General features: G+C 62.8%; 12 protein-coding genes and 1 pseudogene. 5 read left to right on the forward strand and 8 right to left on the reverse strand.

Annotated elements, in window-relative coordinates; genetic code table 11:
* Nucleotides 1-525 precede the first annotated feature (525 nt).
* Both K2O50_RS15690 and K2O50_RS15695 read left to right on the forward strand, forming a co-directional pair.
* Nucleotides 526-1,827, forward strand: a complete 1,302-nt coding sequence (locus tag K2O50_RS15690) for an IS4 family transposase (RefSeq protein WP_220690030.1) — start codon at nucleotides 526-528, stop codon at nucleotides 1,825-1,827.
* Nucleotides 1,828-1,982: 155 nt separating this feature from the next.
* Complete coding sequence (locus tag K2O50_RS15695; RefSeq protein ID WP_050705245.1) at nucleotides 1,983-2,357, forward strand: DUF2784 domain-containing protein; 375 nt, start codon at nucleotides 1,983-1,985, stop codon at nucleotides 2,355-2,357.
* On the opposite strand, the gene tam is transcribed toward K2O50_RS15695, so the two are convergent.
* Complete coding sequence (gene tam / locus K2O50_RS15700; protein ID WP_050705244.1) at nucleotides 2,334-3,110, reverse strand: trans-aconitate 2-methyltransferase; 777 nt, start codon at nucleotides 3,108-3,110, stop codon at nucleotides 2,334-2,336. The two genes, K2O50_RS15695 and tam, sit on opposite strands and share 24 nt — an antisense overlap.
* A 153-nt stretch (nucleotides 3,111-3,263) precedes the next feature.
* Complete coding sequence (locus K2O50_RS15705; protein WP_050705243.1) at nucleotides 3,264-4,673, reverse strand: amino acid permease; 1,410 nt, start codon at nucleotides 4,671-4,673, stop codon at nucleotides 3,264-3,266.
* Between the two features lie 438 nt (nucleotides 4,674-5,111).
* On the opposite strand from K2O50_RS15705, the gene K2O50_RS15710 reads away from it, so the two are divergent.
* On the forward strand, nucleotides 5,112-6,536 hold the full coding sequence (locus tag K2O50_RS15710; RefSeq protein WP_050705242.1) for a PLP-dependent aminotransferase family protein: 1,425 nt from the start codon (nucleotides 5,112-5,114) through the stop codon (nucleotides 6,534-6,536).
* A 115-nt stretch (nucleotides 6,537-6,651) separates the two neighbouring features.
* On the opposite strand, the gene K2O50_RS15715 is transcribed toward K2O50_RS15710, so the two are convergent.
* From K2O50_RS15715 to K2O50_RS15740, 6 genes and pseudogenes are all read right to left on the reverse strand, one after another.
* On the reverse strand, nucleotides 6,652-7,002 hold the full coding sequence (locus K2O50_RS15715; protein ID WP_162232962.1) for an EF-hand domain-containing protein: 351 nt from the start codon (nucleotides 7,000-7,002) through the stop codon (nucleotides 6,652-6,654).
* Between the two features lie 158 nt (nucleotides 7,003-7,160).
* Nucleotides 7,161-7,774, reverse strand: a pseudogene (locus tag K2O50_RS15720) (hypothetical protein).
* Nucleotides 7,775-7,800: 26 nt separating this feature from the next.
* Nucleotides 7,801-8,082: a type II toxin-antitoxin system RelE/ParE family toxin gene (locus tag K2O50_RS15725; protein WP_050705241.1), complete on the reverse strand. Its 282-nt coding sequence runs from the start codon at nucleotides 8,080-8,082 to the stop codon at nucleotides 7,801-7,803.
* Nucleotides 8,072-8,317: a type II toxin-antitoxin system Phd/YefM family antitoxin gene (locus K2O50_RS15730; RefSeq protein WP_050705246.1), complete on the reverse strand. Its 246-nt coding sequence runs from the start codon at nucleotides 8,315-8,317 to the stop codon at nucleotides 8,072-8,074. The genes K2O50_RS15725 and K2O50_RS15730 overlap by 11 nt, the downstream gene beginning before the upstream one ends.
* A 65-nt stretch (nucleotides 8,318-8,382) precedes the next feature.
* Nucleotides 8,383-9,123 carry a hypothetical protein gene (locus K2O50_RS15735; RefSeq protein ID WP_050705240.1) on the reverse strand — a complete coding sequence of 247 codons (741 nt, stop codon included), beginning with the start codon at nucleotides 9,121-9,123 and terminating at the stop codon, nucleotides 8,383-8,385.
* Between the two features lie 267 nt (nucleotides 9,124-9,390).
* Nucleotides 9,391-10,137, reverse strand: a complete 747-nt coding sequence (locus K2O50_RS15740) for a sulfite exporter TauE/SafE family protein (RefSeq protein WP_220689831.1) — start codon at nucleotides 10,135-10,137, stop codon at nucleotides 9,391-9,393.
* 244 nt (nucleotides 10,138-10,381) lie between these two features.
* Here K2O50_RS15740 and K2O50_RS15745 point away from each other — a divergent pair, with 244 nt between their 5' ends.
* Both K2O50_RS15745 and K2O50_RS15750 read left to right on the forward strand, forming a co-directional pair.
* The gene (locus K2O50_RS15745; RefSeq protein ID WP_050706234.1) at nucleotides 10,382-13,777 is read left to right on the forward strand and encodes an Ig-like domain-containing protein; all 3,396 of its coding nucleotides are present in this window, start codon (nucleotides 10,382-10,384) and stop codon (nucleotides 13,775-13,777) included.
* Nucleotides 13,778-13,922: 145 nt separating this feature from the next.
* On the forward strand, nucleotides 13,923-14,888 hold the full coding sequence (locus K2O50_RS15750; RefSeq protein ID WP_050706235.1) for an SCO family protein: 966 nt from the start codon (nucleotides 13,923-13,925) through the stop codon (nucleotides 14,886-14,888).
* Nucleotides 14,889-14,909: the final 21 nt, after the last annotated feature.

Below are 14,909 nucleotides of genomic sequence, written 5' to 3' on the forward strand. Positions count from 1 at the left end.
GAGCAAGAAGCGCGAAGTTAGTTGTTTGACCATTAGTTATGTATTGGTTGTTTCGGCCCTTTCGCGGGGCAAGCCCGCTCCTACAGGGATTTATATAACGGCGACTGTCGTGTAGGAGCGGGCTTGCCCCGCGATACGATCGAGAGATCAACTAAACCTTCAACTAGCGATAGCTGCGCCAGTCCAGGCGCCGCTCGTAACTTCGCGACTTCAGGAGGCCGAACGGAGGTCTTGCGGAGGGAGGTGACGGCCATGGATGGCCGTCAAGCGCTGGGGCCCAGGATGGGCCCTGCAGCGCGGTCCTCCCGGGAGCAAGGCCGGAGTGAGGGGACCCGGAGCGAAGCGGAGGGCCGGATGAATGGAGCGCAACGGCTTTGGTTACTTTGGCCAAGACCAAAGTAACCCGCCGTAAGGGCCATCCCTTTCAAGGTCTTCGGTAGAATCCACTGAAATCCAGTCAGGAAGACCCGAGCGATGTGGGCTGATGTACTAGCGCAATTCGAGAAAAAAGCACCCGCCAGCGTAATGGCCAAACTTGCCTTGGAGCAGGCCATTGCGCCGGAGTGGGTCGATCAGGTTTTCGAGGAGCACCGGCAACGGCAGTATTCTCGCGAATTGCTGTTCTCGACCATCGTCAAGCTGATGTCGCTTGTTTCTCTGGGCTTGAAGCCATCCTTACATGCTGCCGCGAGACAACTAGACGACCTTCCCGTCAGTCTGGCGGCCCTTTACGACAAGATCAGTCGAACCGAACCTGCCCTGTTGCGTGCTCTGGTGACAGGCTGTGCGCAGCGCTTGACGCCGACAATCCATGAGTTGGGCTATTCAGCCATGCTTCCTGATTGGCAAGTTCGGATAGTCGATGGAAGCCACCTGGCCTCCACCGAAAAGCGTCTTGGTGCGTTGCGCCAAGAGCGTGGGGCGGCTCGCCCCGGGTTCTCGGTAGTGGTCTACGATCCCGATCTGGATCAGGTGATCGACCTCCAACCGTGTGAAGACGCCTACGCAAGTGAGCGCGTCTGTGTCTTGCCGTTACTGGCTCAAGCAAAGGCCAATCAGGTCTGGGTCGCTGATCGCCTCTACTGCACGCTGCCTGTCATGGAGGCGTGCGAACAGGTGAGCACATCATTTGTCATTCGCCAGCAAGCCAAACATCCCCGCTTGATCCAAGAAGGTGAGTGGCAAGCACCGATGCCGGTAGCAACAGGCACAGTGCGCGAGCAATCCATCGAAGTAAAAGGCGGGCACTGCTGGCGACGTGTCGAGTTGACACTTCATTCGCCAAACGACTCAGGTGATAACAGCTTGATGTTCTGGAGCAATCTGCCCGAGAGCATCAGTGCACAACAAATCGCAGACTTCTATCGCCGTCGCTGGAGCATCGAAGGGATGTTTCAGCGACTGGAAGCGATTCTGGAAAGTGAAATTGAAACCCTTGGCAGCCCGCGAGCTGCCTTGCTTGGCTTCACCACTGCCGTTCTGGCATACAACGTTCTGGCCTTGCTCAAACGTAGTGTTGAGCAGGCCCATCGGGATGCCTTGCCCGATAATTGGGAAGCCTCGATCTATCACTTGGCGGTGCAGATCAGAGGGGGTTACGAAGGCATGCAGATTGCCCTGCCATCCGAGTACATGCCAGTTGTACCGATAGACAAACTGGCCCAGCGCCTGCTGGAGCTAGCCAGAAACATCCAGCCCAAACAGGTCGTGAAAAGTCCACGAGGCCCCAAGGTGCCCAAAGCGAAGGCCTGGGTGCAAGGTACGGCTGTGCATGCCCACGTTTCGACGGATCGGGTCATCAAGGCCGCTAAAACCAAAAGACCTTGAAAGGGATGGCCGTAAGGGCGGAAAGGTGAATAAGCGTCGACATCGCAAATGAATGCGCATACAACTATCAAAACAACTACCACCCAGCCCCAGAAACTCAGAACCAAAAAACCATGACAAACTAACCCCTCTCCAACAGCAAGGCCCCACCCACCATGCTCTACCGCCTGGCCGCCGACACCCTGGTCCTGTTCCACCTCTCGTTCATCCTGCTGGTCCTGTTCGGCGGCCTGTTGGTGCTCTGGCGCCGCCGCGCCCTGCTCCTCCATCTCCCCGCCCTCACCTGGGGCCTTGCCGTGGAAGGCCTGCACCTGGAATGCCCCCTGACCGACTGGGAAAACCACCTGCGCAATGCCGCCGGCGACGCCGGCTACCACGGCGGTTTCGTCGAACACTACATCTGGCCAGTGATCTACCCCGCCGGCCTGACCCCACAGATCCAGCTGTGGCTGGGCACCGTCGTACTGCTACTCAACCTCGGCGTCTACGCCTACGTAATCTGGCGCCTAGCGCGTCGCCACCACGAATAACCGCGGGAACGGCAGCAACACCCTGCCATCGCTGGCCGGTGGGTAGTCACGCTGCATGGCCTGCAAATAAAGCTGCAGGAAACTCGCCTGGTCCTGCTCGTCCAGCCGCGCCAGGTAAGGCCGCAACGCCGAGCCCTTGAACCACTCCACCACCGCCTCGGCACCACCGACCAGCGGGTGGTGGTAGGTGGTGCGCCACACATCCACCCGCGCGCACAGCGGGCTGAGCAGGTCGTAGTAGAAACCGGCATTGTGCCGCGGCGGCAGGCTGAAATCGGCGAACTTGCCGGCCCAGGGTCCCTGGCAGGCAATCTCCCGCAATTGGCGGTGCGCCGGCTCGTCGAGGTTGTCGGGGGTCTGCACGGCCAGGCTGGCGCCCTCGCCCAGTTGCCGCACCAGGTGCGGATAGAGGCTGGCGTGGTCCGGCACCCACTGCAGCGACGCGTTGGCAAGAATCAGGTCCTGGGGCTCATGGGCCGTCCAGCTGGCGATCTCGCCAATCTCGCAGCGTACCCGCGGAATGCTCAGCCGTGGCCGCTGCCGGGCCTTGTCGATCATGTCCGGATCGCTGTCCAGGGCCAGGACCTGGGCATCCGGGCAGCGCTGCAACAACACCTCGGTGGAATTGCCCGGACCGCAGCCCAGGTCCGTGGCATGTCGCGCCGGACGCGCCGGCACGGCGGCCAGCAGATCGCGCACGGCGCGGGTGCGTTCGTCTTCGAACAACGAATACTGGGTGGCGGACCAGGCCATGGGCAACTCCTCGTAGGGCAATTGTGTGCAGCATAAGCCATGTCGGCATGCTGCAACGTAAGGATGATCTGACTGGCGAACAAGGCTTTGCCCACAAACGAAAACGGCCGGACCCTCGAAAGGGACCGGCCGTCGCAAGAGGCACTAGCGCAATCAGTGACGCTTGGCGCTACGGATCTGGTGCACCACGCCCATGGCCACCACGATGGCCGCGGCGATGCCGGTGGAGATCACCAGGATCTGGTAGTCAGGCATGAAGGCCATGGTCACCAGGGCCGCCACGATGAACAGGATCACCAGGTAGGTCAGCCACGGGAACAGCCACATCTTCAGGCGCACTTCCTTGCCCTCGGCGATCAGCTTGCGGCGCATGCGCAGCTGCGAGAAGGCGATCACCAGGTACACCAGCAGGGCGATCATGCCGGTGGTGTTCATCAGCGTTTCCAGCACGTCCTTCGGTCGCAGGGTGTCACTGAAGTTGATCAGTGCACAGAATACCGCCACCAGGCACGAGCCGATGATCGCGTTAACCGGCACACCGGTACCGGTGCGGGTGAACTTGAACAGGCGCGGCGCGTCGCCGCGCTGGGCCAGCGAGAACAGCATGCGCGAGGCGGTGTAGTGGCCGGAGATCAGGCAGCTGCTCACCGAGGTCAGCACCACGAAGTTCATCAGCAGCTCGGCATACGGCACGCCCAGCAGTTCCAGGGTACGACGGTAGGCGCCATAGCCGGAGACTCCCAGCTGCGGGTCGTTCCACGGCACCAGGCAGACGATCAGGAAGATCGAGCCGACATAGAACAGGCACACCCGCCATACCACCGAGTTGGTCGCCTTGACGATCTGGGTGGCCGGGTCCTTCGCCTCGGAGGCGGCAATGGTGACGATCTCGGCGCCGAGGAAGGCGAACATCACCCCCAGCAAGGCCCCGATCACCGTGGTGATGCCGTTGGGCATGAAGCCTTCGGCGGTCAGGTGGGTGATGCCGCGCACTTCACCGAACTGCCAGATGTTCATCACCGCGGCGGTGCACACCACCAGGAAGCAGACGATCGCCACCACCTTGATCAGCGCGAACCAGAACTCGAACTCGCCGTAGTGCTTGACGTTGAAGAAGTTGACGGTGATCAGCAGCAGCGTGGTGGCCAGCACGAACACGTTGACGCTCACATCAGGGAAGAAACCGTGCAGGATCTTGCCCGCGACATAGGCCTCCCAGGCCATGAGGATCACCCAGTACCACCAGTACAGCCAGCCGATGGTGAAACCGGCCCAGCGGCCGATGGCGCGGTCGGCGTAGGTGGAGAACGAGCCGGTGTCCGGCGACGAGGTCGCCATTTCGCCGAGCATGCGCATGATCAGCACCACCAGGATGCCGCCGGCGAGATAGGCCAGGACGGCCGCCGGGCCGGCACTGTGGATCACGCTGCCGGAACCGACGAACAAGGCGCCGCCGATCACCCCGGCGATCGACATCATCGTCAGGTGGCGCGACTTGAGCGAGGCACTGAGCTTGCTCTCGTGCCCATCCTTCGCGGTGGTGGATGTGGATGTTGCGTCCATCAGTTATTTACCCCGTGCTTCTTTTTATCCAAGGAAAAACTGTGAAACCCCGATGGTTATCGGTCTCACCTGTACATCAGTGCTACTGCGGGCAGGGAGGTGTGCGGAGCACACGCAGGCCATCCGTGGCGGCCTGCTTACGCGGCCAGAGGCAATCCTCTGGACGAACTGAACCATGCTGGAGACGGGCGAGAAGCGCCCGGCCAGGCGAAAGGAAGGTGCGGGGCAAACCCCGAGGACAAAGCAGCGATGTTGTGATTATTCATGGCGCTGGTACGTGCTGTGTTGGCTATATCTGACACGTAATGTAAAAATGTCGAACACATTGAGCCATGCACAGCGGCATGAAAAACGCACTGCACTGTACAGGCCGCCGATGCAATACACCCGCGATACCCCTGCAGGCGCCTGTCGCCGCGCACACCTGAAGGCCCCCGAATGCTCCAGCTCCATCCGGACTCCTCCACCCCGCTGGTCAACCAGATCATCGACGGGCTGCGCGCGCTGATCGACGACCAGACGCTCAAGCCGGGGGCGAAGGTCCCGTCGATCCGGGCGTTTGCCTCGACCTACTCGGTGAGCACCTTCACCGTGGTCGAGGCCTACGACCGGCTGGTGGCCCAGGGCTTGCTGGTGAGCAAGGGCAATGCGGGGTTCTTCGTCAATCGTGCGGCGAACGAGCTGCTGGACAAGCACAACGTCGAGGTCGACACCAGCCGCCCCACCTTCAATTCCGAGTGGTACCTGCAGCAGATCTTCGAGATCCGCCAGTTGCCGTTCAAGCCGGGTTGCGGCTGGCTGCCCAACGACTGGATGTACGAGGAAGGCCTGCGTCGCGGCCTGCGCCAGGTGGCAGGCAGCCCGCTGGAGCTGTCCGGCTACGGCGACCCCCTGGGCCTGCCGGAGCTGCGCGCGCTGACCGCGCAGAACCTGCAGCAGGAACTGTCGATCGTCGCCAACCCGGCGCAGCTGATGCTCACCCACGGCGCCAGCCAGGCCCTGGACCTGGCCGTGCGCACCCTGGTAAGCCCCGGCGACGTGGTGCTGGTGGACGACCCCGGCTACCCCAACCTGATGAGCATCCTGCGCACCCAGGGTGCCACCCTGGTGGGCGTGCCGCGCACCCCGGCGGGTTACGACCTCGACCAGCTCGAGCGCCTGTTGGCCCACCACCGCCCCACGGCGTTCTTCACCCAGCCGCACCTGCACAGCCCGACCTGCTCGCGCACCCCGCTGGCGCAGTTGCACCGTTTGCTGCAACTGGCCAGCCAGCATGGTTTCCGCCTGGTGGAGAACAACCTCTACGCCGACATGATCGCCGACCCACTGCCCTGCCTGGCCAGCCTCGACCACCTGCAGCAGGTGGTATACGTGGGCAGCTACTCGAAAAGCATCTCGCCCAATGTGCGGGTCGGCTACCTGCTGGCCAACCCCGAGCTGACCCAGCAACTGCTGCACCTGAAGATGCGCTCGGGCCTGACTACCTCGCAGGTGATGGAGCGGGTGGTCTACGCCGCGATCATCGATGGTCGCTGGCGCAAGCACCTCAAGCGCCTGCGCCAGCGCCTGGCCGAGGCGCATCAGGAAGTGGGCCGGCACCTGCACCGGTTGGGCTTCGAGCTGTTCATCGAATCGGACGAGGGGATGTATATCTGGACCCGCCATCCGGCGATCCCCGACAGCGCCGCGCTGCTGGACGATGCCCTGGAGAAAGGCATCATGCTCGGCCCCGGGCAGCTATTCATGGTCGATGCCAAGGCCACCGGGTGGATGCGCTTCAATGTGGCGTTCAGTACCGATCCAGCGATGTGGGAGTTGCTGGAGAAGGTGTTGGTGAAGCATGTGCGTAGAGGCAGCGTTTGAAAATACGCTGCGCGTCTGAGTCAAGCGCAATAAAAGAGACCCGCAGCGGTAGCAAGCAGCACTGAACTGTCACCTTCAAGTGCTCACCAAATCCAAAATCAGATAAGAGACAGCACTACTTGCGCACTGTAGTTGTGGTAATTTCCATCTCGGCTGTCCTGGCGCACTCCAAAAACTCTTCAAGCGTCACCACTCCATCGCCATTTTCATCCAGCACCTTTCGAAATTCAGATTCAAGATTCTGAAATTCTTGGACTTTCTCATGGAAGTATCTTCGAATCTCACTAACTGCAACCACACCATCACGATTGCGATCAAGAGGCTTGAATACATATTCCCAAAGATAGAAGTCTCCTAAACCCATAACGACCGATGTTTGGATCTGGACTACAGGCCTGCTTTTCTCCACCACCTGAGCATCAAGCGTAGTTTTCATCGGTGTACCTTTGTACATTTTATCTTCCATAATCATCACTCCAAAAGAAGAGATTCCATTTATCCCGCTACGCTAGGGTCTCACCAGGTCAAAAAAGGAACAACTAGTAAAATTACTAGGCCTCCCCCATATATTCAGGTGCCTTACTCTGAAAACAACGCTCAGCCCTCACCAACATTGATCACCTCCTAACGAGCAATGAGTTCGCCGAAAAAAGCTTCTGCGTTGATTTGAAGCGTTTCAAGGTGATAGCCCCCTTCCTGCACGATCAGGCAGGGCAACCGCAGCGCTCGAATCCGCTCCCCCAACCGCGCAAAACCGTTGGTCGTCACCGCCACCTTGCTCTGCGGATCCAGCTCGTAGATATCGAAGCCTAGCGACAACACCAGCACTTGGGCACCAAATGCCTTCACCGCCTCGAGCGCGATCTCCAGCTGCGCCATGAAGTCCGCCTCGCTGGCTCCATGAGCCATCGGCAGATTAAGATTGCAACCCTCCCCCGCGCCTTGACCACGCTCGTCCGCAAAGCCCGCCACGCCGGGATAGAAGTTGGTCGGGCGCCGTGCACCAAGACATACAGCATATCGTCGTGCTCGTAGAAGATCTCCTGCATCCACTGCATGTCGGTGTCCAGGATAGCCACGCGGCTGTAGCGACTTCGCAGTACCTGGGCGGCTAAGGCGGCATTGTTGAGGTAGCAGAAACCACCGGCGGCATCGTAACGGGCATGATGCCCTGGCGGGCGGCACAAAGCGTACGCGGGGGTTCGCCATCGAGGCCTTACTGTCAGCCTGTACGCCAACGACCTAGCTGGGATGTTGCAGGAGCTCAGCGAATGTAAGCCGAGCGATAAGCCTGCCCGCGCTCGCGCTTGCCTATCGCCACTACCACAACCACCACCCGATCATCCTCGACGCGGTAGACCAGTCGATAGCCGCTGGCCCTGAGCTTGATCTTGTAGTGGTTGGGCAAATCACGCAGCGCATCCACCCCGACCTTGGGTGAGAGCAAGCGTTGCCGGAGCTTCTTTCTGGCCTGCTCACGGACGGTGTGCCCCAGCTTCTCCCACTCCTTCAGGGCCGAAGGCAGGAACTCGAGCCTATAGGTCATCCAGCTCGACCGGGATGCCTTTCTCTCCTGCACGCGCCTTGACCAATGCCACCAGTTCGATGTCTTCCAGTCGTTCCATCATCGCCTCGTAGAGTTCAGCGGGCACCATGTAGCCCATGACGCGATTATGGTTGAGGACTGCCACTGGTTTCCCCTGTGCATCGGCCATGACTGCCGTAGGATTCTTCTTTAATTCCGAGACACTGACGGTGACGTCGGCAAAGATGTTCTGCATGATAATAGCCCTCATTCAAGCGCTATATTTTGGTCATGATTCAGGTCCTTTTCAAGCAGACCTGCCTACAGGGGAAGCGAATTACTCGCTGCCCTCGCCCGCCCCAGCCACGCATAGGCCAACGCCAGCACTCCCAGCACCAACCCGGCAAACACCGCCACCACCACTTGGCTGTAGCGCGCCAGCAGCGCCGGGAACCCCACCACCTCGCGGGTCACCTGGATATCGGCGCTGCCATCGGCATCGCGGATGCTGATCCCGCCCTGGCGGATCTGCGAATAGTCGGCGTCGAAGTACACCCAGACCTTGCTCTCGCTCACCCCGTCGATGGCCGGCAGGTCGATGCTGCTGGTGGGCGTCGGCACCAGCGTGTCGTTGCCGGCGGCGTCGCGCACCTGCACCAGGCCCTTGGCCGGCAAGCGGATGTGCACGGCCTTGAGCGGCGCCTGGGCGGGGTTGTACAGCTCGATGAGCAGGCCGGTGCGGTGATCCACCAACCCGGCCTCGAACGGCCGGGCAAACAGTTGCAGGTAAGGGGCCTGCGCCAGGTCGACCAGCTTGTCGATCTGCGGATGACTGAGGGCGCCGGCGCCGATCTCGCTGATCTGCGAGTGCAGCCGCTCGTACTTGAGCAGGTCGTTGGCCTGGCTGATGCGCTCGTTGAACTGGCCTGGGTAGGTGAGATGGGCATAGGTCAGGCGCGCCTGCAGGCGGTCGTCGTCGCGCAGCACCGCGTAGAGCGTGGCAGCGACGATGGCCAGGGCCAGCAGGCCCACCAGGGATTTACCGACTTTTTCCCAATTCACCTTGAGGGTTCCTTGTTTTACGGGCGTGACGAGAGGCAAGGCAGGCAAGGGTGCCAAGAACACCGGGTTCGGGCAAGGGTTGGCTGCGTGTGATGAGGCTGCCTTGCACGATGACCGAAATGTACGCGCTCCCCTGTAGGAGCGGCCTTGTGCCGCGAAAGGGCTGCGCAGCAGCCCCGACGATTTTGCATGATGTAGAGATCGTGGGCCGCTACGCGCCCCTTTCGCGGCACAAGGGCGCTCCTACAGAGGGGGTGATCAGCTTGATCAGCCCCGCGCCAGCAACCCCGGCACCGCGACCACCAGCATCGCCACCCCGGACAGCGTCAGCAGCCCCAGCACGATCCGGCGAAACGCCAGTTCACTGATCCCCAGGTACAACCGCGTGCCCAGCAGCGTCGGCACAACCATCGCCAGCGCCACCACCGCGAACGCCGGCAGCAGCGTCGGGGTCACCAGCCCGCTGCCCAGGTAGGTGAGCATGGTCACCGCCAGCATCGACAGGTTGAAGTTCTGGATCACTGCCCGCTGGGTGTCGCGCTCGAACCCGCGCAGGGTGCACCAGAGCGTCGGCACGGTGCCGGTAAAACCGCCGATGCCGCCCAGCACTCCGCCAACCATGCCCACCGCGCCATCGGCCAGGCGCCCACCCTGCAGACGCGGCAGGCGCGGCGCCAGCAGCATCAGCGGGCACCACACCACCAGCAGCGTGCCGAACACCGCCTTGAACCACAGCATGTCCAGGTAAGGCAGCACCCACACCCCCAGCGGAATCCCCGCCAGCCCCCCCAGCACGAACGGCCACAGCAGCGTCCAGCTGAAGCCCCGACGCACGCTGAACACCGCGATCAACTGCCCGGTCAGGCTGCCGAACACGGTCAGCACAGCCGCCACCCGCGGCTCCAGCCCCCAGGCCCAGAACGACATGGCCACCATGCCGAAGGCAAAGCCCGACAGGCCCTGGACAAAACCGGCGACGATGGCGCCAAGGGCGATGAGATAGAGCGGATCCATGTGGGCTCCCTGCGACGATCGATGACATCGGCTGGGGAGCATTCCCCACCCAGCAATGGGTGTCCAGCCCCATGTTTGCGGCAACACCTTGAGCGTTTCTCGTTCGCAACACTGCAACATCTTGAAACAACTGGCGTTTGGCCATTTACCGCTTGGCACAGCCGTTGCTGACCCCTGTTCAAGGCACATCGCCGCTTATTCAGCGGCAACAGATGCCAGTCTGTACAACACGGGGCACACGGCAATGAAGAAACCAGCTGCAACATCGACCCAGGTGTTCAGGTTGTCCTCCCTCACGGCACTGCTGCTCAGCCTGGGGCTGGCCAGCGCGGTCGCCGGGTCGCTCGACGACGTGAGCCAGCCACCACCCACCGATCCCTCCGCCTACAGCGACCCGCCCGCCACGCCAGAGGACCAGGCGGCGGCGCTGGAGGCCTTGAAATCAATGCCCGAGGCCAATGAGGGTTCGCTGGAGCTGACCAATGGCGTCTACGGCACCCGCGCCACGGTGACCAGCAACAACGTGCTGCCCCCCGCATTGCAGACTTCGCGCAAGTACCCCACCAACGGCAAGCCCAGCCCGCTGTTCGGCGCCGAGCCGTTCACTCAGCAACTGCTGTTGTTCGAAGAATTCGGCCCGGAGAAACTCGACCCGGCCACCCCGCCCTACTCGATGACCTTCCCGCCGCCCGTGATCGGCGCGGCCCCGGCCCAGGACCCCGACTACGCCGCCCGCAGCAGCCCCAACGGCAACGCCCTGGAGGCGTTCCTGACCCAACCGGGGCTGACGCCGTTCCCGTCGCAGTACGCTAACGTGCTCGACCGCAACCCATGGAAGGCGCAGATCGAGATGTTCCTCAACCGCAGCGGGATCGGCTCGCCCGCCGAAGGCCGTCCGCCGGGAAAAGGCTGGTCACACCAGCGCTGGAACGAGTTCTACCCCCAGGCCGCGTTCAAGACCGCCCAGGCCGGAGCGCGCATCAACCAGGGCCTGCGCGACCGCAAGCAGCTGCACAACTACGCCAAGGGTGAGTTCGCCCCGGGCGGGCTGTACTACCAGACCTCCGACATCCCCACCACCCTGGGCACCACCAAGGGCATCGACACCCGCTTCCATCCGAAAATGCCCCTGCAGGGCCACAAGGCGCTGTGGACCTTCGACGGGACCTTCCCGGTCAAGCTGCTGATGGTGCGCTACGGCCAGCCAGTGCTGATGCGCCACTACAACGCCCTGCCAATCGACCCTTCGGCCAACAACGGCTTTGGCCTGCATACCATCTCCACCCACGAACACAACGGCCACTCGCCGGCCGAGAGCGACGGCTTCGCCAACGCCTACTTCTTCCCAGGCCAGTACTACGACTATCGCTGGCCGATCCAGCTGGCCGGCTACGACACCATCAACACCCGCGCCCAGGACCCGCGCGCGGCCTTCCCCTGCGCACCGGGTGAAACCCTGTTCGTCAACGACGCCTCCCCGGGCCTGAAGACCTGCGAGAACGGCAGCATCAAGATCCGCGGCGACTGGCGCGAGACCATGAGCACCCACTGGTTCCACGACCACATGCTCGATTTCACCGCACAGAACGTCTACAAGGGCAACGCGGTGATGATGAACTACTACTCGGCCATCGACCGCGGCAACGAAGCTCTGCAGGATGGCGTCAACCTGCGTTTCCCCAGTGGCGCGGCGATGCCCTGGGGCAACCGCGACTACGACGTCAACCTGTTGATCGCCGACAAGGCCTGGGACGCCAACGGCCAGCTGTGGTTCAACCCGTTCAACACCGACGGTTTCCTCGGCGACCAGATCCTGGTCAACTGGCAGTACCAGCCCAAGCTCAAGGTGCGCGCGCGCAGCTACCGCTTCCGCATCCTCAACGGCTCGGTGTCGCGTTACTTCAAGTTTGCCGTGGTGCGTGAAATCGCCGGCACCAGCGGCGAGTTCAAGGGCCCGACCGGCTCCAACCTTTCCTACGCCCGGGTGCCGTTCCACATGATTGCCAACGACGGCAACATCATGGAACACGCCGTGCCATTCGACGGCACCCTGGACCTCAACGGCGACGGCAACCTGCAGGACAACAACGCCATCATGCCGCTGCAGGGCATTGCCGAGCGCTACGACATCATCATCAATTTCGCCAAGAACGGGATCAAGGTCGGCGACAAGCTGTACTTCGTCAACCTCATGGAACACGAGACCGGAAAGGGCCCGAAACAACCCATCGCCCTGGCCGACGTGCTGTCGGGCAAGTACAAGCCCGTGATCAAGCAGACCAGCAACGGGCCGGAATGGGATGGCGGCGACCCGGTGGTCGGCAAGTTCATGCAACTGATCGTGCAGCCCTACACCGGCCAGGACGTCAGCATGGACCCGAGCCTGTACGAACCGGCCAAGCCCGGCAAGGCCGCGGGCCTGGTGATGATCCCCCTGCCCATCGACCGCAACAGCGCCAGCGATCAGGTCAAGATCAAGGCCGCCCGCCACCGCGAGTTCATCTTCGGCCGCTCCGACGGCACCGACAGCGTACCCTGGACCATCAAGACCGATGGCGGCTTCGGTTACAGCATGGACCCACGGCGCATCAGCGCCGCCCCGCAACTGGCCAACGAAGCCACCGACGGCGGCTTCAGCGGCGACGGCACCCTGGAAGTGTGGAAGATCAAGAACGGCGGCAACGGCTGGAGCCACCCGGTGCACGTGCACTTCGAGGAAGGGGTGATCCTCAGCCGCGACGGCAAGGCGCCGCCGGAATGGGAAAAATGGGCGCGCAAGGACGTCTACCGCATCGGCCCGGATGCTGATTCGTCGGAAGAAGTGGAAATGGCCATTCGCTTCCGCGAGTTCGCCGGCACCTACATGGAGCACTGCCACAACACCCAGCACGAGGACACCTCGATGCTGCTGCGCTGGGACCTGGAACACCCCGGCCAGTTCCAGATGATGCCGACGCCGCTGCCCGGCTGGGATGGCGTGGAGTACGTCAACTCCGCCGCCCTGCCGACCTTCCGTACCGCCAGCAGTGGCCCCGGCGACGATGGCAACAAGCCGCCGGTGGCGGTGAACGACAGCGCCGCGACCATGGCCGGCAAGCCGATCGTGCTCAACGTGCTGGCAAACGACACCGACCCCGACGGCAACCTGCCGCTGAGCATCAGCAGCCTGGCCCAGCCCGACTTCGGCCAGGGCACGGTGAGCAGCAATGGCACCCAGCTGACCTATACCCCGCCGGCCACGGTCGCCACGGCGTTCACCGCCAGCTTCACCTACGCCGCGCGCGACGCCAAGGGCCTCGAGTCGCTGGCGCCGGCCACGGTGAGCATCGCGGTCTCGCCGGCGGTACCGATGGACCAGATCCAGGTCAGCAGCGCCACGGTGCAGTTGCGCAGCAACAGCCGCTGGACCTGGGAAATCGCCGGGACCACCTCGGTGGCCGCCGGCAACAGTATCCGGGTCTCCACCAACACCACCAGCGGGCCGCTCGACCTGGGCCTGGCGACCCTGACCGCCAGCGGCAGTGGCGCGCGCTGGAAGCTGTCGGTGACCACAACCGGCAGCGGCCCGGCCTCGCCACCGACGGTGACGGTCAAGTCGGCGCTGGGGCAGAGCGTGACGGTGCCGCTGAGTATCCGTTGATTTCGCCAAGAGCCCATGAGGATTGGCGTGGGAGCGGGCCTACCCCGCGATAGACGCACCGCGTGGCACCGGCTCTGCCGGTGTTCGCGGGGCAAGCCCGCTCCCACGCCGTCCTTGCCCTGTTCCCTGTCCAGAGGGTAGAACCATGCCCCGCCTCTGCCGCCTGCTGCTCCTGCTGTTGCTCACCCTCAGCCTTTCCTGGTCGCTGCCCCCCAGTACCCGCGCAACGCCCTCCACACCTTGGGGCGCCGACTACTTCCCCAACATCCCCCTGCTCACCCAGGACGGCCAACAGGTGCGATTTTTCGACGACCTGATCAAAGACAAAGTGGTGGCCATCAACTTCATCTTCACCGGCTGCGGCGACTCCTGCCCGGTGGAAACCGCGCGCCTGCGCCAGGTGCAGAAGCTGCTGGGCGAGCGCGTTGGCCAGGACATCTTCATCTACTCGATCAGCATCGACCCCTACAACGACACCCCCGCCACCCTCAAGCGCTACGCCGAGAAGTTCGCCATCGGCCCCGGCTGGACCCTGCTCACCGGCGAAGCCGCCGACATCGAACAACTGCGCCGCAGCCTCGGGTTGTACATCGAGGGCCTGGAGAACGGCCGCAGCAAGGACCACAACCTCAGCCTGATCATCGGCAACCAGGCCACCGGCCGCTGGATGAAGGCCTCGCCCTTCGAAAGCCCGTACATCCTCGCCGACCGCCTGGCCAACAGCCTGCACAACTGGAAGACCGCCAGCTCTCAGCGCCGCGACTACACCCAGGCCCCCGACATCCGCCCACCGAGCGCCGGCGAACAACTGTTCCGTACCCGTTGCTCGTCGTGCCATACCTTGGGCGACGCCGAGCCTGGCGCCACCCATGGCATCGGCCCGGACCTGCTGGGGGTGACCCGCCAGCGCGAGGAACAGTGGTTGAAACGCTGGCTGATGGAGCCGGACCGGATGCTGGCGGAAAAAGACCCGCTGGCGATGCTGCTGTACGCGCAGTACAACCAGTTGGCGATGCCCAACATGCGCCTGGGCGAAACCGAAGTGGCCGCGCTGATCGGCTACCTCGAAGAAGAAACACAACGGCGCCAGACACCCTCGGCGCAACGTTGAACCTCGACCCTTGACCACCAC

It is taken from the genome of Pseudomonas sp. 2hn (assembly GCF_019646095.1).
In the GTDB taxonomy this organism is placed as follows: Bacteria; Pseudomonadota; Gammaproteobacteria; order Pseudomonadales; family Pseudomonadaceae; genus Aquipseudomonas; species Aquipseudomonas peradeniyensis.

Coding starts and splice junctions, on each gene's coding strand:
- K2O50_RS15690 (WP_220690030.1), top strand. CDS start 526: ATGGCCAAACTTGCCTTGGAGCAGGCCATTGCGCCGGAGTGGGTCGAT.
- K2O50_RS15695 (WP_050705245.1), top strand. CDS start 1,983: ATGCTCTACCGCCTGGCCGCCGACACCCTGGTCCTGTTCCACCTCTCG.
- tam (WP_050705244.1), bottom strand. CDS start 3,110: ATGGCCTGGTCCGCCACCCAGTATTCGTTGTTCGAAGACGAACGCACC.
- K2O50_RS15705 (WP_050705243.1), bottom strand. CDS start 4,673: ATGGACGCAACATCCACATCCACCACCGCGAAGGATGGGCACGAGAGC.
- K2O50_RS15710 (WP_050705242.1), top strand. CDS start 5,112: ATGCTCCAGCTCCATCCGGACTCCTCCACCCCGCTGGTCAACCAGATC.
- K2O50_RS15715 (WP_162232962.1), bottom strand. CDS start 7,002: ATGGAAGATAAAATGTACAAAGGTACACCGATGAAAACTACGCTTGAT.
- K2O50_RS15725 (WP_050705241.1), bottom strand. CDS start 8,082: ATGACCTATAGGCTCGAGTTCCTGCCTTCGGCCCTGAAGGAGTGGGAG.
- K2O50_RS15730 (WP_050705246.1), bottom strand. CDS start 8,317: ATGCAGAACATCTTTGCCGACGTCACCGTCAGTGTCTCGGAATTAAAG.
- K2O50_RS15740 (WP_220689831.1), bottom strand. CDS start 10,137: ATGGATCCGCTCTATCTCATCGCCCTTGGCGCCATCGTCGCCGGTTTT.
- K2O50_RS15745 (WP_050706234.1), top strand. CDS start 10,382: ATGAAGAAACCAGCTGCAACATCGACCCAGGTGTTCAGGTTGTCCTCC.
- K2O50_RS15750 (WP_050706235.1), top strand. CDS start 13,923: ATGCCCCGCCTCTGCCGCCTGCTGCTCCTGCTGTTGCTCACCCTCAGC.